The 24,376-nt window shown below is 29.0% G+C and carries 21 protein-coding genes and 1 tRNA gene; 6 read left to right on the top strand and 16 right to left on the bottom strand.

All coding sequences use genetic code 4. The annotated features are described in order from the left end of the window. Positions 1–103 precede the first annotated feature (103 nt). From ACNF36_RS01100 to ACNF36_RS01040, 13 genes are all read right to left on the bottom strand, one after another. Complete coding sequence (locus tag ACNF36_RS01100) at positions 104–847, bottom strand: hypothetical protein (RefSeq protein ID WP_418303435.1); 744 nt, start codon at positions 845–847, stop codon at positions 104–106. A 106-nt stretch (positions 848–953) separates the two neighbouring features. Further along, complete coding sequence (locus ACNF36_RS01095) at positions 954–2,756, bottom strand: hypothetical protein (protein ID WP_418303434.1); 1,803 nt, start codon at positions 2,754–2,756, stop codon at positions 954–956. Positions 2,757–2,931: 175 nt separating this feature from the next. Then, a complete protein-coding gene (locus tag ACNF36_RS01090) occupies positions 2,932–4,974 on the bottom strand; it encodes a hypothetical protein (RefSeq protein WP_418303433.1) in 2,043 nt (680 codons plus the stop codon). A gap of 6 nt (positions 4,975–4,980) precedes the next feature. Then, a complete protein-coding gene (locus ACNF36_RS01085; RefSeq protein ID WP_323177368.1) occupies positions 4,981–5,253 on the bottom strand; it encodes a hypothetical protein in 273 nt (90 codons plus the stop codon). A 3-nt stretch (positions 5,254–5,256) separates the two neighbouring features. Further along, positions 5,257–6,246, bottom strand: coding sequence for a carbohydrate ABC transporter permease (locus tag ACNF36_RS01080; RefSeq protein ID WP_323188408.1), 990 nt, complete (start codon positions 6,244–6,246; stop codon positions 5,257–5,259). Continuing rightward, positions 6,203–7,270, bottom strand: a complete 1,068-nt coding sequence (locus ACNF36_RS01075) for a sugar ABC transporter permease (protein ID WP_323188407.1) — start codon at positions 7,268–7,270, stop codon at positions 6,203–6,205. Before ACNF36_RS01075 ends, ACNF36_RS01080 begins: the two co-directional genes overlap by 44 nt. Continuing rightward, a complete protein-coding gene (locus ACNF36_RS01070; protein WP_418303432.1) occupies positions 7,254–9,332 on the bottom strand; it encodes an ATP-binding cassette domain-containing protein in 2,079 nt (692 codons plus the stop codon). The genes ACNF36_RS01075 and ACNF36_RS01070 overlap by 17 nt, the downstream gene beginning before the upstream one ends. Before the next feature lie 70 nt (positions 9,333–9,402). After that, complete coding sequence (locus tag ACNF36_RS01065; RefSeq protein ID WP_418303431.1) at positions 9,403–10,818, bottom strand: thermonuclease family protein; 1,416 nt, start codon at positions 10,816–10,818, stop codon at positions 9,403–9,405. A gap of 87 nt (positions 10,819–10,905) precedes the next feature. Then, positions 10,906–13,311 carry a P68 family surface lipoprotein gene (locus tag ACNF36_RS01060; RefSeq protein ID WP_418303430.1) on the bottom strand — a complete coding sequence of 802 codons (2,406 nt, stop codon included), beginning with the start codon at positions 13,309–13,311 and terminating at the stop codon, positions 10,906–10,908. 311 nt (positions 13,312–13,622) lie between these two features. Beyond that, positions 13,623–14,300, bottom strand: coding sequence for a TrkA family potassium uptake protein (locus tag ACNF36_RS01055; RefSeq protein WP_323189046.1), 678 nt, complete (start codon positions 14,298–14,300; stop codon positions 13,623–13,625). 14 nt (positions 14,301–14,314) lie between these two features. After that, on the bottom strand, positions 14,315–15,886 hold the full coding sequence (locus ACNF36_RS01050; protein WP_418303436.1) for a potassium transporter TrkG: 1,572 nt from the start codon (positions 15,884–15,886) through the stop codon (positions 14,315–14,317). Positions 15,887–16,093: 207 nt separating this feature from the next. Beyond that, the gene (locus ACNF36_RS01045) at positions 16,094–16,339 is read right to left on the bottom strand and encodes a YneF family protein (RefSeq protein ID WP_323177362.1); all 246 of its coding nucleotides are present in this window, start codon (positions 16,337–16,339) and stop codon (positions 16,094–16,096) included. Positions 16,340–16,386: 47 nt separating this feature from the next. Then, positions 16,387–17,466, bottom strand: coding sequence for a M42 family peptidase (locus tag ACNF36_RS01040; RefSeq protein WP_416099158.1), 1,080 nt, complete (start codon positions 17,464–17,466; stop codon positions 16,387–16,389). A gap of 104 nt (positions 17,467–17,570) precedes the next feature. On the opposite strand from ACNF36_RS01040, the gene ACNF36_RS01035 reads away from it, so the two are divergent. After that, positions 17,571–17,655: transfer RNA gene (locus ACNF36_RS01035), tRNA-Leu, on the top strand. Positions 17,656–17,743: 88 nt separating this feature from the next. Here the strand turns inward: ACNF36_RS01035 and ACNF36_RS01030 are convergent. Together ACNF36_RS01030 and ACNF36_RS01025 are read right to left on the bottom strand one after the other, a co-directional pair. After that, on the bottom strand, positions 17,744–18,007 hold the full coding sequence (locus tag ACNF36_RS01030) for an HPr family phosphocarrier protein (protein ID WP_257088861.1): 264 nt from the start codon (positions 18,005–18,007) through the stop codon (positions 17,744–17,746). A gap of 107 nt (positions 18,008–18,114) precedes the next feature. Next, positions 18,115–19,632: a phospholipase D-like domain-containing protein gene (locus tag ACNF36_RS01025; protein WP_416099161.1), complete on the bottom strand. Its 1,518-nt coding sequence runs from the start codon at positions 19,630–19,632 to the stop codon at positions 18,115–18,117. A gap of 137 nt (positions 19,633–19,769) precedes the next feature. On the opposite strand from ACNF36_RS01025, the gene ACNF36_RS01020 reads away from it, so the two are divergent. Beyond that, a complete protein-coding gene (locus tag ACNF36_RS01020) occupies positions 19,770–21,554 on the top strand; it encodes a hypothetical protein (RefSeq protein ID WP_416099162.1) in 1,785 nt (594 codons plus the stop codon). Positions 21,555–21,609: 55 nt separating this feature from the next. Continuing rightward, the gene (rpsT, locus tag ACNF36_RS01015) at positions 21,610–21,870 is read left to right on the top strand and encodes a 30S ribosomal protein S20 (RefSeq protein ID WP_257088867.1); all 261 of its coding nucleotides are present in this window, start codon (positions 21,610–21,612) and stop codon (positions 21,868–21,870) included. Positions 21,871–21,957: 87 nt separating this feature from the next. Here rpsT and ACNF36_RS01010 read toward each other — a convergent pair whose 3' ends face one another. Next, positions 21,958–22,827 (bottom strand): HAD family hydrolase, encoded by an 870-nt coding sequence (locus tag ACNF36_RS01010; RefSeq protein ID WP_257088871.1) that lies wholly within the window; start codon positions 22,825–22,827, stop codon positions 21,958–21,960. Between the two features lie 66 nt (positions 22,828–22,893). Between ACNF36_RS01010 and ACNF36_RS01005 the strand changes: the two genes are divergently transcribed. Genes ACNF36_RS01005 through ACNF36_RS00995 form a run of 3 tightly spaced genes read left to right on the top strand, consistent with a single transcriptional unit; the run spans position 22,894 to position 24,276 of the window. After that, entirely contained in the window at positions 22,894–23,376 is a 483-nt protein-coding gene (locus ACNF36_RS01005; RefSeq protein WP_418303429.1) for a hypothetical protein, read from the top strand. Continuing rightward, positions 23,376–23,882, top strand: coding sequence for a hypothetical protein (locus ACNF36_RS01000; protein ID WP_418303428.1), 507 nt, complete (start codon positions 23,376–23,378; stop codon positions 23,880–23,882). The genes ACNF36_RS01005 and ACNF36_RS01000 overlap by 1 nt, the downstream gene beginning before the upstream one ends. Next, complete coding sequence (locus ACNF36_RS00995) at positions 23,863–24,276, top strand: hypothetical protein (protein ID WP_418303427.1); 414 nt, start codon at positions 23,863–23,865, stop codon at positions 24,274–24,276. The genes ACNF36_RS01000 and ACNF36_RS00995 overlap by 20 nt, the downstream gene beginning before the upstream one ends. Positions 24,277–24,376 lie beyond the last annotated feature (100 nt).

Genomic DNA, 24,376 nt, shown 5'->3' with positions numbered 1-24,376 from the left:
TTAGTTGTTTCATAATCACTCCTTAATATAAAAAACACAAAATACGACGTTGTCCATATTTTGTGTCCCAGTTTAGATAGAGAATTCTAGTTGATTTTTTTAATTAGTAAAACTTTTTAATTAATTGGTAAAGTGATTCTATAACATTTGTATCATCAACATGCATTGAATCAACATTTACATATTGAGTGTCAAATAATGCATAGTATAGAACCTTACCCTCTTTAAATCATTTAGGTAATATTGTGTTTTTATATAATTTTGTGAAATTTGGAAGTCTATATGAAAGTGTTGTTGCTCTGTTTTTGATTATTAATTTATCTAATTTCATTTTTTTAGGAAATTCTTTAGTTGAAATTTTTGAATAGAAATAATCTGCAAGATTTTTATGTTCTTCTGTTATATCAACAATTTCTCAACCTCTCATTGTTTTATGTCATACACGAGCTACTACAATGAAGTTTTTAAATAATAAATATGAGAAGTATCCATTCATTAAGATTAAAGCAATGATAATAAGTAAGTTTGTTATTCTAGTAATACCTTTGTCAGTATTTGTTCCTAAAAAATCTTTTAAAAAATATGCTGATGCAAGACAAATTGCAAATACATTAAAAATAAATTGCAGCGAAATTAAAATAATTAACATAATGTAATGAAAGTTTCAATATTTATTCATTCTTTCATCAATTTTGTAAGAATTAAAGAATTTTTCATTGTTTTGAAAATGTACTGCATTCATTTTTGCGTGATTAATGAAGTTTCCATAAGTAATAGCAATAGATGCAAATAGTAATAGTCCTGTACTACTAAATGCAACTGCTAATCAAAAAAATACGCTTGACATAAGACTCCTTTTAGTTTATTAATATTTATTTTAATAATTTTACATTATTAAAATTAAAATAAAAATAACTAGATTAATCTAGCTATTTTTCAAATTTATATAATCATTATATTAATGGAATTTCAGCTTTGAATGAATCTCCAATTTTGTTGTTTTTAAAACTTGTAGGATCAAAGATATTTGCATCATAGATAATTACAACTTGTTCTTTTTGTGAGTCATATTTAGCTCATTTACTATCTTGAGGATATACTGCCTCTTCTCTGTCTTGAGCAATCATTTTTCAATTTGAACCATCTTTATTTAATTCATCTAATATAGCTTGAACTTTATCTGCCCTGTCGTAGTTAATTTCAGTTAAACCAACTATGTCAAATCCTAATGCTTTAATAATTTTTGAGATTGCTATATATTTGAAATCTCTGGTACTTAAGAATGTTTCATAATCATCAGATGTTCCATAGTTTAATACATTTCAGTGAGCTATACGAAGTGCATTAGCATCTTTTCTATGTAAATCTATAGAATGGTTTGAATGTGGTAAAGTAACATTATTTTTAACTTTAACATCAGTTCACACGGGAGCATGATCTGATAATCTAGCTCTAATTGGTTCTTTAGGTTTATTACTTGTGTAGTAATTTAAGTTCATATCTTCAGGTCCAAGCACATTGTTTCTAAATGAACTTCAAATATCAAATTTAAATGCTAATTCAGGTGTATTAACTTGCGTCAATGTTTCTAAATATTGTTTATTTTTGTTCTTAAAGAACATTTTGTCGTATGGTTGTGAATATACACCATTTGTTCTACCTAATGATGTGTAGTGAGTCTTATTGTCAGCTTCACCTAAATTAGTAATTGTAAATTTATAGCTTTCTGGATAAAGATTTTGAATACTGAAGAAATCAGCACTAATGTTTGTATCACCACCAAAAATAACAAAACTATTATCTTGTGAAATTGATTCAAAATGTCTTGCTACATTTGGTAATCCTAAAAATTCAGAAACTTCTTGAGCACCTGCCGATTTTGGTTTACCATTTGCTGTTTTAATATTGAAGTAGTCTGTATTTATTGATTGTTCATCTTTAGCATTTTTAGCAACACCTGGAGAGTCTAAGTGAGCAAAAATTGTTGTGAAGTATGTATTGTCATTTTTGAGTTTAAATTGTGCTCCAAAAGGTGGTCTAACATATACTGTTCTTTTTTCACTATTAATAATGTATCCTTCAGGCTCTTCTGGATTAACATGTTCTGGTTGAGTTTCAGAATCTGGTTGAGGGTTAGGATTTTCGTTTCCTGGATTAGGATTGTTTGGTTGTGGGTTTGTTGGTTCTACAGGAGGATTTTGAGTACCTGGGTTATTTGGTGGAGTAGTTGGTTGTTCTGGAGTTGTTGTTGTTTCTTCTCCAAATAAGAAGACTTGTTCTCCACCTTTGTTGTGTAGTTTGTCTCAGAAACGAAGAGTAACCTTTTTATCCTTTTTGTTAAATCTACATCTAATTTTCTTTGTTCTTAATCTTTTATTGTTAGCATCCGTTTCATTTCTGTATAAGTCATGTTTTCTTCTATCGAATCTAAAAACAAATTCTTTAACAGTTCCTTTTTTAACAAAAACATTACCATCATCATCTAATGTTAAATCAAATTCAACTTCTTTTGTGTTGTTTTGATCTAATGATTCTACATAGTTTGTTAATGTTTCTTTTGTATTATCTAATGAAACTGAAACACTGAGAGGTTGAACTGATAATGATGGTGTGGGTTGTTCTGGATTAGATGGGTTTTGTCCATCAATTGGAGCTGCTGGTTTATCTGGTTCTGTTGACTTACATGAAACAGCAATAGTCGCGACTGTTGGCATTGAAATAAGTGAAGTTAAAAGTAATTTAAATTTAGTTTGCATATTGTGCCTCCTTAACTTAATTTAATATGAACTTTACATATTTTTAATTGTAATAAATTTACGAAATTTATTAAGGTTAAATTCAAATTTAATTAATTTTTTTCACATTTTGTGAAAATTAAAAAAGCAAAACCTTTTTAAGATTTTGCCTTTGTTTTTCAACTTTTTTTAATTCTTATTTAATATTTGCATATGGAAGATACTCAGCTGATACTGTGTATCCTGTTGGTAATGAAGTTTGAATTTGACTATTAATGTATTCAACTGATAAGTTTGAAATATCTTTTCTTGAACCAATACTGTTAACTAATTTCTTAGTTGCATTTTCCCCTTCACCTTCAGTTACATATTCATTGCTTGTGTAATAGAATTCTGTGTAAAGTTTAAATACATCTAAGAAGTATCATTCACCTGTTTTTCTATTTTGGAATTCTAATCAGTAACTATTTGCAAGTTCTGGTGAATTTCCACGAATTACTTGGATGTTTGTGATACCTAATGTAAATCCAATTTTTGCAAATAATTCTGCAAATGATTGAACGTTTGTACCAACTTTGGCTTTTCCTTGTAATAACTTTTTGAATGATTGTTCATAACCTTCTTGTAAAGTTACATCTATTGTTGCTTCTAAGTTTGTTGCTCTTCTAGGTAACTTGTATTGATGAGTCATAATTGCATCAATTTCTTTATCAATAGCTTTAGTTTCATCATTTTCAACACCATTATTTGCTTTTAATAAAGCAATTTTTTGAAGCTCAATTTCTTTTAATCTTGCAATGTCCATCATCATTTGGTCATAAATTGGCTGACAGTGATCAAGAAACGCTTGGTATAATTCTCTATCTTTGGCTTTAGTTGTTGATGCTTCTAATTTCATTCTAGCATTTTGGTATTGTCCTTGTAATGATGTGAAGTACCCGTATGCTGTAAGAGGTTCTGTACCAAATCAAGCTAAATATTTGTGTGTTTGGAAGAATTTAAGTGGGTCACCACTAAATTCAGATGCCTCTTCAGGTGTAAGAGCTGTTTGATTGAACTCTGTAATATTATGAGATGTTATCTTATTAATGTTATCAATTGAAATTTGTTTGAAGATTTTGAAATCATCTGATGGTTCATTTGTATCTGGGTTTAATCCATCAATGAAGTATAAAGGTGAAAATCCTCCTCCAACTCCCATTAATGATTGAGTCATAATGTTTCCATCTTTATCTCTTTTAATTGTGAATGATTGTGATTTTTGTATTAATAAGTTAACAATATTAGAAACCATATCACGTTCTTTAGAAATTGTTGAATCATAATCAAAGTTTAATAATGAACCTTGAATTGTTTTAAAGAATGATTGGAAAAGTGATGAAGAAATACCTGAATTAGTTTTGTTAACTACTGAGAAATTGATTGTGTAACTTCTATCAGCTGCATTTTGTTTAAGAATTCTGCTATTTGAATCTCTTGTTTCATCTTCAATAATAGCATCCATAAATGGAGAATTTTTAAAGTAAATTTTAAGAGCTTCTTTAACATCTTCTAATGAAATGAATTTAGCAGGATCTTCGTTGAAGAAAACAACTTTCATTAATGAATCAATTTTTGAAACGATTGCAATTTGCTTTTCTGAGTAACCTGCATCTTCTAACTGTTTAGCAGTTAATTTTTGAATCGCAACTTTTTCGAAATCTTCAACTTTTTCAGTAGGGTGTTTTGTATTTGTATCTTTTGAAGCGTAATAGTCATTAAGTAATGTTGCAACGCTACCAACTAATGTACGTGCCTTATCTTTTGCATCATTATTTGCATCTTTTAATGTTTCTGAAAATACTTTTTCATCTACTGAAATTGATTTGTGGTTTTCGCTAATTGTATATAACTTATCAGCAACAATTTTTACATCATCGTTTTTAATATCGAATGAATTTTTGAATAAGAAATCTCAGTATGTGAATGTATAAGTCATAACATTACTGTTATCAAGTTCTTTAAAGAATTGAATTAAACCAGGTTTTTGTTCTCATTCTTTAAATTTAGCTATAACATCAGCATCTTTACTTCTCTCTTGTGTTCTTTTTACAAATGAGTTATTGACATCATAGTTTTTAGCAAATTTTACAGTAACATCATCTTCATATAAACATGAGACTGCTGTAAGTGGCATTGTTACAACTGCAGCTGTTCCTAGTAAAAATGGGAAAGCTTTTTTAGAGAATAATTTTTTCATAAATAACTATCCTAGCATTTCAGAATATCTTCAAGATTTAATTCCGGCATATGTTATGACTGAACCCATCAAGAATAATAAGCATGAAAATGCTAAACCTCCTATTGAATAAGCTTTTGTATATTGATATGATTGTAAAATTTTAGCATCTAAGGTAGTTTTGTTAATATCAAGTAATGATTGAACATTATTAATTAAAATTGATAAACCAATAATTGCACCTAATGCAACCACTGTTAATATTGCTCAAATAACAACTTTTGTTCTAACGTTTTTCATATACTATCCTTTAATTGTTGAACCTTGTCTACTGATTGATGCCATAATACGTTTTCTAAAGATTAAGAAGAATAAGAACACAGGAATAATTGAAAGAAGTGATGCAGCTAATTTAACGTTTTGCATTGTGTTTGCTCCTGATTCTGGATCACTTGGATCGAATCCAGCTTTGAATAATCACACTGACATAACTTGTAAGTCTTGACCACCAATTGTAGAAATAAGAGCTGGTCATAAGTATGAGTTTCATGAAGCAAGAGATGTAAGAATAACGATTGTTAATGTTGTTGGCATAACCATTGGGAATGCAACTTTGAATAAGTATTTCATTCCTCCAGCACCATCAACAAGTGAAACTTCTTTAATTCTTCCAGGGATTGCTTCGAAAGCATTTTTATACATAACTGTATTGAAAATACTTGCTGTGAATGGGAACGCAACTGCTAATAAGAATGTAATGTAAGTTTTGTAAAGTTTTGTTTTAAGAACAATTAAGTATTGTCCTGATAACAAGGCAACTTCTGGTAATACAAGTAAGGCAAGAGCAATAAATCACACAAGTCCTTTTCCACGTCAGTTTCTTAGTGAGAATGCATATCCCATTAAGAATGTAACAAAGACCTTAAGTACAACTGAAATAATAACATTGAGCGTTGTGAATACAAAGGCCTTACCATAACCTGTTGAGAATGCTCTCTTATAAGTGTTAGCTACAACTTCAGATCATGAAGCAATAACAAGGTGCCCTTCTATGTATGTTTTTCCTTCTGCAAATGAAGGTAAGAATTTAAATTGTTGTTTTAATGATTGAGATTCACCATCGTTCATTAATGAAATTGAGATCATGTAGAAGAATGGGAATAGGATAATAACTCCAAATAATGCAAGTAAGAATAATTTTAATGCTGATGAGGTAAGGACTTTTGAAAATGAAGTCTCTTTAACTTGACTAGCTGACTTCTCTTGATTTTTGCGCAATTTCTTTTGCATCATGCGCTTGTGTATTCATAACTTTAACTCAAACATTTCTTTCTCCTAAGTTATTTAATGTTAACTGCATCAAGAAGAATCCTCCACGGATCATTGATGAGAATATTACCCCGATCACGAATAGCGAGATACTTGCTGCTCCGGCTAAACGTCTGTCCCCTGTAGATGTAGCGTAGTACACGAACATCATAAGAGATGAACCCCCGTTGTTTAAAGCGTTATTTGGTTTGTTTTCAAATAATGCTAATGGGAATACTTTAAGACCACCAATAATTCCTAATGTAATTAAGAAGTTAATTGTACTTTTAATTGATGGTAATGTAATTGCGAAAAATTGTTTAACTTCACCTGTTCCATCGATTGATGCTGAACGGTATAAGTTTTTATCAACACCCAACATAGCTGTTGTGAAGATTAAGATATTGAAAGCAAGACCACTTCAAATACCATTAATAATCATAGCTACAAGAGCGTTGAATGTGTAAGGATCACCTGTTGTTAATCATGGAATATTTTTTCCGATTAATTGGTTAACAAGTCCATATGTACTGAATAATTGAATGAATGCTAAAGAAACAGCAACAGCATTTGTAACATAAGGCATGAAGAATACTGTTTGCCAAAATCCTCTAGCTCATTTTCTGTAAAGCTTAGCAATAACTGATGATACTACTAAGGCAATCATCATAACAAATGGAAGAACAAATAAACCATAGATAAATGAGTTTCTAACCCCAACAGCAAAGTATTGGTTTGTGAAAACACTTGCATAGTTTTGTCCTGTTAATGATCCTGTTTCTGTTGTTAATGATTCATAAATATTAATGAATAAAGGTGTAATTGTGAATAATGATAACAATATAACACCTGGTAATAAGAATAACATCGGAATTCAGAACGGTGTTTTCTTATCTAAAATTGTGTGTGATAAAGTAGATTTTCTTTTTGCTTGTTTTTTTGTAGATCAATTAAACAAGAAAGGAAAATTTTCTTGTATAAAACTATGAAACTTATTTCTTGATATCATATTCTATTCTCTCTTCAGATAAAGCATCAAAAATGTGTAATTTCTTCAATGGTACATCGAAGTAAATTTCATCATTTTTAGCAAATGAGTAGTTGTTGTCTAATAAGAAGTTAATTCTTCCTACTCCTTCAACTAAAACAACTAATTTACTTTCTTTTCCGAAGTTTTCTACCACTACTACTTTACCTTTGAACATAGAACCTTGTTCTTTTGATTTAATAATGAAATCTTCTGAACGAACACCAATGTTTAATGTGATGTTGTCTTTATTGTCGTGAAGTTTGATTTCTGGAAGTTTTACGTCAGCCATTGTAACTACACCATCTTTAACTTCTGATTTGAATAATCCCATTTCTGGCATACCAAGGAATCTTGCAACGAATTGGTTTCTTGGTTTTGAGTAAAGTTCCATTGGTGTACCCATTTGTTGAACTCTAGCAGTTGACATACATACGATAATGTCTGAAATAGACATAGCTTCTTCTTGGTCGTGTGTAACGAAAACTGTTGTAATACCTAATGATTGTTGGATTTCTCTAATTCATTGACGAGTTGAGATACGTAATTTAGCATCTAAGTTTGAAAGTGGCTCGTCCATTAAAAGAATTTGAGGTTTTTTAACAATAGCACGTGCAATAGAAACACGTTGTTGCTGTCCTCCTGATAAACGAGTAGGTTTCTTTTGTAAGATGTGAACAATTTCTACACGTTTAGCAACTTCCATAACTTCGTTGTGAATAGCTTTTTTAAGACTGATAACTTTCTTAGATAATTCTCTAATTTGTTCTCTGTCTTCATCTGATAATAAAGCAAAACCAATAGTTTTTCTTTCTCTTTTCATTGCTTCTTTAACAGAATATTTGTCTTCAAGTTCTTCAACAATACTGTAGAAGTGTTCTTCAGCTACTTTTGGTAATCTCTTTTCATCAGAAACTAACCCTAAGTATTCTTCATCTTCTTTAATTGTTTTGTTGTATTCTGCTTTAGCATCTAAGTATGCAGCTTTTTTTTCAGCTTTTTCTACTTGGTATCTAGCAATGATTTCTTTTTGTTTTAATAAGAATTTGTAACGAGTTAATAATTTAATAGCTTTTTGTTCTAATTTAATAATTGCTATTCTGTCTTTTAAGACTAATTCACTTAAATCAAGTTGAACTAACTCAGCTGTGAAATCTTGTAAACTATTAATTCTTTCTTGATACTCTTCTTCTGATTTTGGTTTTGAGAATTTAAGAATGCTCTTGTCATATGAAGCTAAGAATTCTGATTGTTTTAATTCATTTTCATTAATTAACCCATTAGCTTTATCATGAGCGAACTTGTATTTAATGTCTTGGATTTTTGTCGCTGAATCTTGTTTTGTTTTTTTGTTAGTTTTAATAACATTCTTTGTTAATGCTGAAATTTCTGCATTTTCGTGAACTACTGAAACTGAATAATCAGTATGTGCTTTTTCAAGTTTGTTACTGATTCTTGAGTATGCTTCACTAACTTGACGTGAAATTTCAGTTTTAACTAATTTATAGTTTTTGAATGCTTTATTTAAGTGTTCAATTTCTGCTTCAGAAGCTCCTAATTTTCTTAAGTAAATAGAACGAATTCCATTTTTAGCTTCTTCTTTTTCTAAATAAAATTTTCTTTGTCATTCTGAGTCATTTCTTAATGGGAATGCAATATTGTGGTAAACACTCATGTGTGGGTATAAAGCATAGTTTTGGAAAACAAACCCGATTTTTCTGTTTTGAGGTGTGAAGTCAGTAACATCTTTACCTCTGAAAAGAATTTTTCCTGATGTAACTGTTAATAAACCTGCAATAGCATTAAGAGTTGTTGTTTTACCTGAACCAGATGGACCAAGTAATGTAACTAATTTTCCTTCTGGAATTCTAAAACTAACATTATCAACAGCTAATGTTTCACCGAAGTCAATGTTTAAGTTTTTTAATTCAATAGCAGGAATAGAATCAACATCAGTTGCTTCTAATTCTGAAACATATTGATTAATTTTACGAATATCTACTTCGTGAGCTGATGAAAATGTTGTATTTTCTTTTTGTTTCATTTTATCCTTTCTTAATAAGAAAATTTAAAAACTAAAATTGCTTAAATCAATATTGTTAATTTTATTAATTCTAAGCCTCATTATTTTTTTGTAAGATTTTGTAAAGTTCCTCAAATGCTTGTCATTTACTATTTCTTTTTGCTATATAAACATATTTTTCAATTTGTTCTGCCTGTTCAAAGTAGTGGAAAAATCCTAATTTGTTTTCACGAGCATGGTTAAATGCTAATGCAATTTCTGGATAAATGCTGTTTACGTAGTTTGGAGAAGTTTTTGGTTCATTGTAATTTGCTTTTCAGTTAGCAAATGAATCATATGGTAATGTTAATCCTTCTCTTGTAATCTCTGCGTTATATGAATATCCAAAATCCTCACCAAAGAATATATCTGCAGTTAATCTACCATATGAGTCAGAACCAGATATGAATCCGATTTTAACTTCATTTTTAACATTATAGAATTCTGAATTTGGATCATCATTAAATAAGATTTGTTTTCCAAATTTTGATGATAATAATGCAAATCCATATTCGAATGGACAAGATAAAGTACTTGATACAGCTTTTTCTGGTGTGTCAATTCCTGAATATCTAATTGTGTATTTTGATCCTTTTGTTATAGAAGCGTTAATCATTTTCTTGTCTTCTAATGCTACAACAGTTGCTGTATCACCATCTGATACGCTAATAACTTTAGCTCTAAATGAGTTCATATCAATGAGTTTGTTGTTTCAATCAATAGATAATTTTCTCATTTTTGAATAAGATGGTTGTACTTCGAAATCAGACAATTTAGGTGTAATTGTAGAAGAAACGTTTAAACCGCTAGCTTGTGCTACAGTGCTAAATTTAGGCACTTTTCATAATTGACCATCTAATTTAATTGAAACTTCGAAATTAAAGTTAATTAATACAGGAATAGATGTCATATTTTGTAATAAAGTTTCTCTATTTGGTAAATCTTGTTTGAAATAATCGCTTTTTGTATTTAATCCCATTGAATATGGATTTTTTTTATCTATTTTTACAATAACTTCATATTTTTTACCTGCATTTATATCATTAATAAAGTATGTATATTCTTTATTAATGAATGACTCTTCATATGATACAGCTAAATTAGAAGGAATTAAATATTGTGATTGTGCGACTATTTCAGGGTTAATGCTGAAACCAGAAGTCATCTCATTATTAAGATCAGCACCAATAACATCTTTAATAGCATCAACAGCTTTAGCGAATTCAACTCTTGAATCTATAGATTCAAATGCCGGAACAACTTGTGCTGTTTTAGTAAATTTATTTTTTTCAAATTTTAAAGCAGTTCGAATAGGGCCTCCCACTTCTACATCCACTATGTTAGTGCCCTCTTGAACTTTAACAACAGTAGCTTTATCGCCGTAACCACATGAAACACTCATCGCAATTGGTGTTAATGATAATGCTGAACCTAATACTAAAGGTATTAATTTATTTTTTAGCTTCATGTTTCTCCTTGATTTAAAAGCAAAAATATAGTTTTAACATAATTAAAACTATATTTTCATTTGTTTTTTAATGTATGAGAATTTTTGTTATTTAACTGTAGCGTTTCTAATAAAGTCCTCAAATGTTGGTTTTGCATGTGAAGAATCTGCTTTGTTTGAATCAATTCCTGCTTGTAATGAGTCTCATGCTCCTTGAACTCCACTTCTGAATGAATCAGCAAAAATTGACCCTGGTTCTTCAAATGTTACATATGGAACTTCATCTGCATCTGTTGACTTAGCAACGTTTGAGAATAATTCGAATGCTGTTTTTAAGTATGGGTTAAGTTTTCCTTTTGTAGGGAAATCTGTATTCTTTTCAAATCCTTTGTAAGGAAGAATGTATCCCATAGCACTTTGGAACATGTCACGTGGTGTTAAGTTTTCTGCAATAACTTCTTCTGCTCCACTGTTACCTTGAATTGTGAATCTTTCATATGTAGTTTCTGATGTCATTAATCAGTTTACAAATAATTTTGTTGCAAGATCACCTGCTTCAGTTGTATGAACACCGATCATTGATGGCCCTTGTACATAAACAACATTATATGGATCTTCAGAAGTTCATCTAAGTGGAACTGGTTGAGAAATTAATTCTTCTTTACCTAATAATTCAAGAGCTGTAGCTACTTTAATTGTGTATCCCATTGCAGTTAATTTAGCAACAAGAGCTTCGTCAGCGCTTTTAAGTAATTTGTTTTCAACTGAATCTAAAAGTAAAATACCATAGTACTTTGTGCCATTTTTCTTTTTCAATTCAGCGACTGGAACGTTTTGTGCTTTAGCTTTTTCGATAATTTTATCACTACCATCTTTGTTAATTATAATTAATGATGCTTTTGGTAATGCTTCATCTGTCAATGCACTAGTAAATGCTGTTTCTTCAGCTGCATTAACAAATTGAAGTTCATAATTAGCATTTTTACCATTAGGGAATGTTGCTTCTGATGCACTGTGAATTGCATTTTTGTATTTTCCGAATGCCAATTTTCCAGATTCTAATTTTGATAATAAAACTATTCCTGGAGTTTTCTTGTTTTCAGAAAGTTTTAATGAGCTTCCTTTTTCATCGATTGTAACTGACGCACCTTTGTTAAGGCTGTTAATTAAATCTGATGATTCACCTGAAACATAGTTGTGTGAATATCCAGCTGTTGAACCGATTGAAAACGCCATGTAGTGTTTTGTTTGGTCATTTGATGAATATTGACCACCAGGATAGATTTTTAATCCTCCTGTTTCAATAGCAGCTTTTGTTTTGTTAAAGATTTCTTGTGTTTTTACATAAGCTGATGTACTTTGTTTTTTAAGAACATCATAGTTGATAGATAATTTTCCACCATTTCTTGATACTGATTCAATCATTGCTGCTGAAGCTTGTTTAAGGGCATCTTCTTGAGTTAATGTTGTTCCAGCTGATTTAGCTGCATCAACTTGTTCTTTAAGTAAAGCACTATATAAAGCTTGGTTGTATAAAGCTGTATAGTCGTCTACTCCAAATACGTGTAATGTTGAATTTGTTGCAGCTGAGTTTACAAATAATTTTTGTGCCATAGCTGCAAAATCAAGTAATTCAGCATATGAGTTAAAGATTGCTTTGCTTAATTTCTTAACATTACCACCTGTTCCTTTGTATTCGTTAACAATTGTTTCAACGTTTGGAACAGGTTCTCCTCAGATTTTCTTAACACCTGAACGGTCTCCTTGACCTTTTGCTTTAATGTTGTTGTATTCTTCTTGAAAATCTTCTGCAACTTGCATACCTTTTTCTACTAAAGTATCAAGAATGTATGAAAGAACCGGTGCGTTAATTGAGAAAATTGTTGTTGATTTAAACGCAGGTAAAATTCATGTTGATGGTAAATCAATATTTTCTGTTTGGAAGTTAGAAGTAATGAATTTTTCTGAGAATTGTGATAAATCTGTACTTGCTGATTTTAAGTTATCATTAAAGCTTAAAAGCATTTTTGCTTTTGCTAACTCTGAAGCAACTGTACTATAGTTTAAGATAAGGTTCATAAAGTCTGAGGTTTGTCTTGATGAAAGACCTTTTGTAACAATATCTTTACCAGCTGAGTATCCTGAACCTAAACGTTTTAGTCCTACTGGTAATGAACCTTTAAGTTTTGGCGCAACTTCTGTGTTGTATTTTTCAACTAAAGCTGCTAAAGCTTTTTGTTGAACACCACCATCTGAGAATGTGTGACCAATAAGAATTTTGTCACCAACTGTAATTGTGTAAGGTTCAGTTGATGACATGTTAGGTGTTTCATTGTTTAAAATTCTGTCACCTAATGTTGAACCATTAATTTCTGATCCATTTTTTTCTTCTTGAGTAAATGTTTCACCAGATGCGCTTACACCACCTTCGTTACGACAAGAGATTGAAATAACTGGAGCTGTAAGAGCTAATAAAGCTGCTCCGTTAATTAATAATTTTTTGAATTTTGTCATTTTATCTCCTATATTGAAATAAAAATTTGAATAAATTTAAATTGTTTTGTTTAGATATTTTTGTTATGAGATTCTATTAGAAATCAATATACACAAATATTTTTTACGAATATGAATGTGGAAATTTCTAATTTCTAAAATTGAAAAAAAGTCAATTTAATTTCTGTATATTAGATTTCGTATTTATTATAAATAAATAAATAAATTTATTTATAAATATTTTCAAAAATTACTTATTTTTTTCACATTTTGTGAAAAATTAAGAAAAAAATAATTCCACATGTGGATAACTTACACGTGGAATTGAAATTTTAGTCTACTTTATTAAATCATTCAAGCGCAGTTGTTACATCACCTATCTCACCGATGATTGTAATATTGTCATCTTTATGTAATGTAACATCTCCTGTTGCCCGTTTAAAAACCTTATCAGCTGATTGAATTAAAACAATAGTGATACTCTTTTCATTTAAACCAATTTCCTTAACTTGTTTGTTAAATAAGTTTTGGTTCTTAATTTTTGTTGATCCAACAACAAAGTTTCCTCCAATTTCTTGAAGTGTTTCACTATATCTAATAAAGTTTTTGTTAGCTGCAATTAATGCTGTTCTTGTACCTGATTCAAACTCAGGACGAATAATCACGTTAACACCAATTTGCTTTAAAACTCTTGCATGACGTTTTGTTGATGCTCTTGCAATAATGTTTTTTACTTTAAGTTCTAAAAGTGCAGCAACAATTTCGATGTTGTCTGATACGGCAACAACAACGGTTTCCATTTGATCAATACCAATAGCTTGAAGTGTTCTTGTATCAGCTGCATCACCAATGATAATTTTGTCAACTTCATCTGCATAAAGTTTCGCATTTTCATCATCTTTATCTAAAATAACAACGTCTTTTTTAAGTTTAATTAATTGATCGATAACAGCTTGACCGAATCTTCCTGTTCCGATAACTACTATTTCATTTTCATATTTGAGTTTCATATTTTCTCCAATCATTAACCAATGATAATGTCAGCTTCAACATATTCATAGGTACGACTAAAATCTTTTTTGCGTTTTCAAACATTAAGTGTTGAACTAATTCCAAATTGCCCAATGAACATAACAATAATTAATGTTAATTTTGAAACTATATTTAAGTTTTTTGTAATTCCTGATGATAAACCAGTTGTTCCAAAGGCACTTGCTACTTCGAAAATTAAATTTTCCATTGAGAATCCTTCATTAGGATCTTGTAAGAACGCGTTTTCGATTTTTCCACCATAATCTTGGAATGAACTGAATAGAATCATTGAAGCAATAAGAATAATAATTGTTGCAATTGTTAATATTTTTGCAGACATATTAACAGTGTCTTGGTCGATAGCTCTCTTAAACACTCTAACTCTTGGTCTACCAAATAAAATTCTATATAGACCTAAAATTATAAGAGCTAAAGTTGTGGTTCTTATACCTCCACCGGTTGATGCAGGGGCTGAACCAATTATCATCATAAAGATAAACACAAAGGTTGAACCGTGTGTAAAATGTTTCATATTTACAGTAGCAAATCCAGCACTTCTTGTTGAAAGAGATGTGAAGAATACTGCAAAGAATTTATCAAATGTATTTCCGTATAATTGACCTTTTTCAATGTATTGCTTAAGATTTGAGAATTTTTCTAATTCTAAATCTTGGACATTTGCACCTTTTGAGAATCATTCAATGTAAGCTTTGTGAGTTTCATTACCAACACCCACAGGTAAGTGATATTGATTTCACAATGAATATGGATTTGAAGATGAAAGTTCAAATCCTAAGGAAATTCCAAATCCAATTAGAAACACAATTACATAAGTTGTAAGTGAAACTTTGGTGAATATTGAAAATTTAAATTGTGTATCCTTTCTTCTAAGTTTGCGTTTGATATAAGACACAATGTCGTGAAGAGCTGGATAACCTAATCCACCAATAATAAGTAAGATAATAAAGCAAATTTGTAAGAAGTAATTTTGATAATACGGCATAAGTGAAGAGCTTGACATAATATCAAAACCAGCATTATTGATTGCTGATATAGTATGGAAAATTCCATATTTTAAAGAAAGAACAAAATTACCTTGAGGATTTTTGAATGAACCATCAGTTAAAATTTGTTTCATTCCCTCTGTATGTTTTGGTGTTGCGAAATAGAAATAAAATGTAAGAATAACGCTGAATAAACAAATACAAATAAAAATAAATTTAACTGATGAAATAATTAATTTTGTAGTTTGTGTTACATCAGATACACCCCGTTCGGTTTGCATAATTTTAATCTCAGCAAGGGTGGATGTTTTTTTGCCAAATAAGTAGTTAATAGCAAAAAACTTAAGTGCAAAAATACCAATTCCACCAGCCAAAATCAAGATAGCAATAATTGCTTGACCTAAATCATTTCACTGACTAAATGTATCAACAGTCACTAGACCGGTATCACTAAATGCACTAGCTGTTGTGAAAAATGCATCAATGTATTTAACACGTGCAGCTTCAGGATTTTGTGCTATTGGTGAGAACAAAATCAAACTGGAAACTAGAATAATCAATAAGTAAATAAATAATAAATACTTAAGTTTTGATATGTTGTTTTTTCAATATCAAAACTTTCTAATTAATTTTGCTAATCTCGAGTTCTGAATCCTTAACTTAATACTATAAGAAGTCTTACTCAAAATTCCTCCAAACTTACATTATTAAATGTAATTTAATTATATTAAATTAAAAAAATTCATTATTAAAATGAATTTATTAAATTATTTTTTATTTTTTTCAGCATTCATTGATTTCATAATTTGACGAATTTGTGTTTCTGATGCTGTTCTACCCATTTGTTTGAACATTACTCTAATCATTTTTTCATTGATAGGTGGGTTTTCTCTAAGTTGTTTTTCAAACATTCTTTTAGCAATAAAGAATGTTACTAAAGCAGCTGCAATAACTACAAATATTACAACAGCGATAATCATTCCAACAAATGCTCCAGTTTGCATTTCAACCATAATTATTCTCCTTAAAATAAATTTTGTAATAAGTTTTAATAATTAAATTAAATATATTTTATTTTATCATAGTTTGTCTTATTAAAATCTTTTAAAAAGTTAACCAATAAATCTTTAGCAGCTATTAAATCAGAAATTGAACAAACACCAATAGGGCTATGTAAATATCTTTGTGGAAGTGAAATTGTTAAAGTTGCAGCTCCACCTTTTGCAAATTGAAGCTCATGAGCATCTGTACCTCCACCCATTGCAACAAATTTGTAAGCTGGAATTTCATATTTAGCAGCAACTTCTTCAAAGAATTGAACTAATTTTGTATCCATTAATGTTCCACCATCTTTAATTCTAAGAGCAGCACCTTTAAATAATGCTGTTGTTCCTGAAATTACATCTGGTGTATCGTGTGAAGAAGTTGTATCAAGTGCTATTGCAACATCTGGATTAACAAGTGCAACTGAACTTCTTGCTCCTCTTGTTCCAACTTCTTCTTGAACTGTTCCAACTAAATATAAATCAACATCTAGATCTAAATCAGCAACTTCATTTGCAATAAATTCTAAAACGGTTACACCTGCTCTATTGTCCATTGCTTTTCCACCTATTAAATCAGGATTATCAAATAAAATAGTTTCTCCACTCATTTGAACTCTATCACCAATTGTTACTCCTGCTGCTATTGCTTCTTGTTCATTTTTAAATCCAAAATCAGCATAAAGTTCATTATTAGTCATAGCTTTTGAAACTTTAGAATTTTCCATAATGTGAATACTTGTGTGTCCAAATACACCTAAATATTCTTTGTTTGCTGTGATTAATTTAGCTTTTGTTCCAATAACTGTTGAAGCTCAAATTCCACCAATTGGACTTAATAATAATTGTCCTGATTTTTCAATTCTTCTTACAATGTAGCCTACTTCATCCATATGTGCTGCAATCATAACTTTTGGAGCAGATGAATTTTTAGATGGTTTGTGAAAAATGATTGAACCTAATTTATCTCTTGAAATTCTGTAAACTGATGAAATATTTTTTCTTAATTCATCTGCTACAGGTTCTTCGTATCTTGACATAGCTTCGATTTCTAAGTATTTAATTAATTGATTTTTAAATTGTTCTTTGTTGTTCATAAACACCTTCTGATTTGTAAAAATAGCTTTAAATTAAAGTTAATTTAAATTATATAAATCTTTATAAATTTTTTTAATTTTGTTTTATAATATTTTTACTAATTGCGTGAGTGGTGAAATTGGCAGACACGCTAGATTAAGGCTCTAGTGGGGCGACCCATGCAGGTTCAAGTCCTGTCTCGCGCACCATATGACACTAAAAAGTGTCTTTTTTTATTTTCTTTTGTACAAAAGGCAAAAAGAAAAATCGCCATTATTGTAGCGATTTTCAGAACAATTAAATTAAACCATGATTTTTTAAAGCAGCTTCAATAGCTTTTACTGCTGCTTCTTCATCTTCTCCGAGCACTTTAACTGTAATTTCAGCTCCGTGTTTAATTCCTAAAGCCATAATGTTCATAATTGATTTTAAATTAGCTTCACGTCCGTTGTAAATTAATTTAGAATCTGATTTGAATTTTGTAGCTGTTGAAACAATTAAAGTTGCTGGTCTAGCATGTAAACCAATTGGATCAATAATTTTAGCTGTGAATTCTTTCATCGTTTTCTCCTTTGTTCCTTTGCAATTGATTTCAATAAAATGCTGTTTCAAAATTTAACAAAAATAAAATTAAAAAAAGTAGTTTATCTAACCAAAATATACTCTTATTATATCAATGGTTTAGTTATATCAAAAACAAATTTCTTAAATAGATTACTTTTTTTCTTATTTTTACAGTTTTTTTTCATATTTTCAGATTTTTTATCATATTCATCAAAAATCTGAATTAGTTTTTGGACTGATTTTCCTTCAAAAACATCCATTGTTTCATATTGTGAAAACATACTTCTACTGTCTCAGTTAGTTGTTCCGACTCAAGCGATTTTGTCATCAACTATCCCTGCTTTAGTGTGTAAAAAATGGTCATCATAAATTTTTACCTCTAAACCATATGGAATTAATTCTTCAAGCTGAGATAAACTGATTTTATAAACGAGCTTCTTATCTGGTAACCCTGGGAAGTAAATTGTGATTTTCACATTATTTCTCAATGCTAAAATCAATTGTTTTTTAAGTGCATTAGTAACTGAAAAGTATGGTGTACAAATACGAATTGACTTTTTAGCAGTCGCAATTAATTTTAGTCATAAAAATTCTGATTCTGAATAGTCGAAATTAGGTGATTCTAAAATTAAAAATGAATTATTTTCATATTCTTGATCACTAGTATCAATAAATAATGAACTTCTAATTTCAATTTTTTTATTAGTTATTATTTTTCAAAACTTAATAAAATGAATTATATATGTATTTATATATGGACCTGTAATCTTATAGTTAAGATCAATTCAGTGTCCATATTTTTTTGACATTGATGAATATTCATCTGAAATGTTATTTCCTCCTGAGAAAACCATCTTGTTGTCTATAATAATAAACTTCTCATGGTTTCTTGAGAAACTACTTGCATTAATAAATGGATAATAAATTTTTCCAATATAGGCAAACTCAATGTTTGGATGTTTAGATAATTTAGATAACTTTCTTTTTTGTGATGGCATAGCGCCAAAATCGTCAACAAGTCATTTAATTTTTACACCCTCATTAGCTTTTTTAAGTAGTAGGCTTAAGAAGTGGTCTGAGATTTCTGATTTTTTAATTATGTATGTAATGATGTAGATTGTTTTTTTTGCATTATTGATTCCATTAAATAAGTGATCATAGAATCTATATCCTTCTTCATAGAATTCAATATTCGCAGGTAGGATAACATTATTATTAAGATTTGTGAGCTCTGTTAAATTATTACTTTTATAACTTAATTGATTTTGATTTTTCATAAACAATGGAACATATTGTTTTAAACAGTACATCGGATTTTTATTAACCTTAATTTCATTTTTATTTTTTCAATGGAAACCATAAACAATAAAAATAACATGTCCAATTATTGGTAATAACATCGTTAAATAAATTCAAGAAAATTTCGACTCATGTTGCTTCTTTTGACTGTAAATAACAAAGACAAAAGTCACATTAATTACATAAAACAAGAAGATGAAAAAATATGAAACTTCTTTGTAAATATTAAGCACTAAAAACGATACAAAAACAACCGTTAATGTAACAATGAAAAATGCAATGATAAATGAAATTAATCACTTTAAGTTATTTTTAGTAATCATGATTTAATTTTATATCATTTTATTCTTTTTGTCCTAAAAAATAGCACTTAAAAAATATTTTAATCACAAAAATAAATTTGGTTTTGGTATAAAATAAACATTATTTTAAATAATTAAAATTAAGACAAAAAGGATTTATGAAACAGCAGAATTTACTTAGAAAACTCAAAGCTTGATCAGCAATTATTATAATTGCTTTAGTCTCAATTTTTACATTCACTTTAGTCGGTGTAAAAATGAGTAACAGATTTAAACCATCCTTCTTTAATTACAAGTCTTATATCTCAGATGAGAATAGGGATAAAATTCAAGAAAACTTCTCTTATAAAACATTTGATGAAATTAACGAATTCACAGTTGCCATTGTAAATTCAAAAGCAATTGCTGGAATTGGAAGTGATTTCCAAGCAGTTAATTTAATCAAAAAAGACCTATTAGCACCAATTGATTTTAAAAAGTTGCTAAATTTATCAGACAAGCCTGATAAGGAGTTGCTTAAAAACATCTTGCAAACTATTTACACACCTATTGTTTTTGAACATTTAGCAAGTTATGATGAAGATCTAAAAACAGATCAATCAGGTAAAAAATATGAGGAACCAAGACACTTATGAGAATACTTTGTTCCATACTTTATGCAAGATGCAGTAGTTGCATTTAACACAAAGAAACAAAAACAAACCAACGGCGTACAACCAATCACAAAAGAATTACTAGATCAAAATAAAACAGAATTACAAGCTGATGGAACAAACCTTGAAGAGTTCGGTTCACTTAGTTTATATAACCAATTAAATACATTGTTTAATAATGGATATTCTAACTTAACTATTACAGATGCTGTTAGAGCTAATATGTTGTATGGCTCATTTTATGACTTTAAACCTACCGGTGTAGTCTTAAATACAAATAACGATGTTACTAAAGATAACTACACGAAGTTTATTGACAACTTCTATTCACTTGTTCAAAAAGGTACTGGAAAAAATCCAAATGATAGCAAGTACATCACATATGACGGTGATGGTCAAGGTATCTTAAATAAATTAATTAATCCACAGTATCCAGAAGCTGACTCAGCTGTTATGTATAATGGTGATGCACTGGATGCTTACTTCTCAGATAACAACTATGAAGAAGTTGAAAACGGAACAGTACAATCATTTAAAATTGCACAAAACATCTTGCTCATAGATGGATTAGTAGTTGCTAAAAACACATCACAAGGAACTCTTGATGAACTTTATGAAACATTAAATTCATCAATTTATTCAAATATGGGTGAGTTATATAGATTCACAAAACAATTTAAAAATGATATTCAGGAATGCCTAAATAATTATTCACTTAAAATGTACGATGAATATATTGATTTAGTGTTCAGAGACTACTATACAGATTTAAATAAATATAATGATTTCAAGAGTCAACTACACGAGCTTTATAAAACTACATTAATTGATATCAATACACTTAGTTCATATAAGGCAAAAGTTGAAGAATTATTTAGTATTCAAGAAACTAAAAATGTTTTTGTAAGGTTGATTAAAGATTTAAATAATGAAGATCCTGAAAATGCAGTCAATATGAATGATGAAGATGAATTTAAGAAAAAGATTGAGTTTATAGTAAATCACATCGATTTTGCTAATAGTAAATTTGTTAAAATAATGAATAAAAAATACTTACAACTTAATAACTTCGACTTTGTTAACTATACACCTCCAACAAGATTTGAATATGAGTTAGTTAAAAGAAATTACTTCATTACAGATGACAATGAAGTAGATAATAGTGCATTATACATTTATCAAATTGAAAATGATCCAAACGAAAAAGTCACACACACTAAGATAAATGGTGTAGATGACAACTTATCTTCAAAAATCGGAATTGCATATAACCAAAAATTCAAAAGCTAAAAATATAGTATAATACAAAAGATTTTTCACATATATTTAGAAAAAGGGAGGATTTATGGCTAACATTAAATCTAAAGTTAAAAGTATAGCTAAGATGGAAAAAGCTCGTGTTAAAAACGCTGCTATGAAATCAAGAGTTAAAACAGCTATACGTAAAGCTAGAGAAGCTGTTTTAGCTAAAGATGCAAAAGCTGCTGAATTAGTTGCATTTGCTCACAAAACAATTGCTAAAGCTGTTTCTAAAGGTGTTTTCCACCCAAACAAAGGTGCTAGAAAACGTTCACGTTTAGATGAATTTGTAAACAAAAACAAATAGTTTAAACATCATAAAAAAACGGACTGATGTCCGCTTTTTTATTTCTCTTTTTCACTTGTACTATAGTGTGCAAGTTATAAAAGTTTTTTAGTACATAATTTTCTTATTTGTTTTTGCAATATTTCCCATTTGAGAAACAGCTCTTTTAAGTTCATAATCTCCACGATATAAATAATCAACAATAGCTTCAGCTAATCCATCTTGAAGCACATCTGATGTGTAATATTTTGCAAATGATTTTGTATATTGGTCAGAATTATCCATCGCATATGAATATCCTGATAATTTAAACATTGGAATGTCATTTGGACTATCTCCAATTGTCATAACGTCAGCTAAATCAGCGTTGAAAATGTTTTCACATAATCATTTCATTCCTGAACCCTTATTTACACCAGGATTAGACATTTCGATATATAAATAATCAACATTAACTAAGTCTAATTTAATATCTGATTGATTATATAAATCAACAAATTTTTCTAATTGTTCTTTTGTTCCATAAGCTTCAATTCTGTGTAAATCGGCAGGAATAGTTCCATCTGTAATTCATTTATCATATTCATTAAATGATGTTAAAAACTCATAGATATCATCGTGAACATTGTATAAGTAGAATTGATTAACACCTGCATAATATAATGTAACATCAGCTTTGAGTGCTAAATCTCAAACTTTTTTAGCTTCATTAGGATCAATTATTTCAATGTGCAATGGTTTTTCTTCTTGCATATCATAAATAATCGCACCACTTGAACAAGATAAATATCTTGAATTAAGTTCTCTAGCTAAACGTTTGATTTTTTCTAAAACTGGATTACCTGTGTTGATTACAAATGGAATATTTTTAGATGATAAATCTAAAACTTGTTCTTTTACTTTTTCTGATAATTTTTTATGTGGAAATCCGTAAATTGTTCCATCCACATCACTAAAAACTGCAAATGATTTATTCATGCGAATATTATAAATTAAACTATCAAAATATAGCTAAAAATAATATTTTCAATTAAAATATATTTCATGAAAGATATTATTAAATATTTAAACAAAAGACTTAAGCATGATAAGAAAAAACTGCTTACTTACAAGATTATTGATATCAGTTTTTCTATAATAATTGCACTGCTTAATATTTCATCAATTATCATAGCTGCAATTGCGCTTTCAATCATTGTGTCACATGGACAAACAAATGGAAATGATGAATTACAAAGAAACTCATCATACATTTCAGTTATCTTACTTTGTGTGTTTATGATTATTCTATTCTTTTTAAACATTGGAATAGCTATTTATCGTAGCAATACTAAGATGTCAACTTATAAGAAAGTTCATGAAAGTTTGGAATATCTTGAAATTAAGTATGCTAATGGTTTAATTTCAGAAGAAAACTTAATTAAATTCATTGACTATATGTACACTGAAGCTGAATCATTCAAGAAATTAGCAATCTTGGAAGTTATTCAGGATGAAATTACCTCGCCATCAGGAGGTAAGAAATAATGAAAAAGAAAAACATTACAATGAATGCTTATTTCAAGCTTTATAGAGAAACAAAACTTAAGCTTATTGTGTATTCAGTTTTATATTATTTGCTAAATGCATCAATAATCTTGTTTACACTTTTAAACGGTGTGATAGCAATTTTATTCCTTGCAGGAGCGTCTTCTTATTATCCTGACGGTGTGGCTAATCCGTACAAAAGTTTTTTAAACTCAAATAGTAACTACATTATCTTGTTAACAATTGTTAATGCAATAATCACTTTTACTTCAGGTATATTATCATTCTTTGTTATTAATAAAAAAGCAATCTTTTATCAAAGCAAAATTAAAGCAATTCAACTTGAACACCTTTTATACAAATCTAAATTACACATATATAAGGATTTAAATAATAAAGAAGCAAACTTTACATTATTTAAAAGAACAATGAACATATTAGAAATAGACAGATATAAATCAAGCGACATTGAAAAAGAGGTTAATAATGGACAAAAACAAACCTAAAGAACAAAAGAAAAATAAATTACAAATCAACAGCATTAATGATATTGATAAGGTCAAAAATAGAGTTTATTTTAAATACATTACAAGTAAAACTTTATTTACATTATTAAACGTTATTTCTATTTTCTTATCTGCTTCAATTATTGTTCTAAACTTATATTCAATTAGGTTTAATATCTTGCCTGATAAAACGATGGACTTGTTCGTTGCGATTGCTTTATTCTCTGTTATCATAACAATGCTTGTATCAATTCAAAGCTTCTTAGCTATAACAAACAAGACAAACGAATATAAAGATAAGATTTCAAGAAATGTTGAATTCTTAAAAGAGTTTAAAGAACAAACTCAAATAACTGATAACGATATCGAAGTTATTAAGCAAATTATTGAATAAAATGGATGAATGAAACTGAATTATAAACTAGGACAAGAAAAGTAGACAGAAAATAAACTGGGACACTAAAAATGGACAGAAGGTTTAATTAGACATAATA

The sequence above is a fragment of the Mycoplasma sp. 4463 genome, assembly GCF_048381515.1.
Lineage (GTDB): Bacteria > Bacillota_I > Bacilli_A > Mycoplasmatales > Metamycoplasmataceae > Mycoplasmopsis.
The sequence above is the reverse complement of the archived record's forward strand: the minus strand, read 5'-3'. Positions and strand labels throughout refer to the sequence as shown.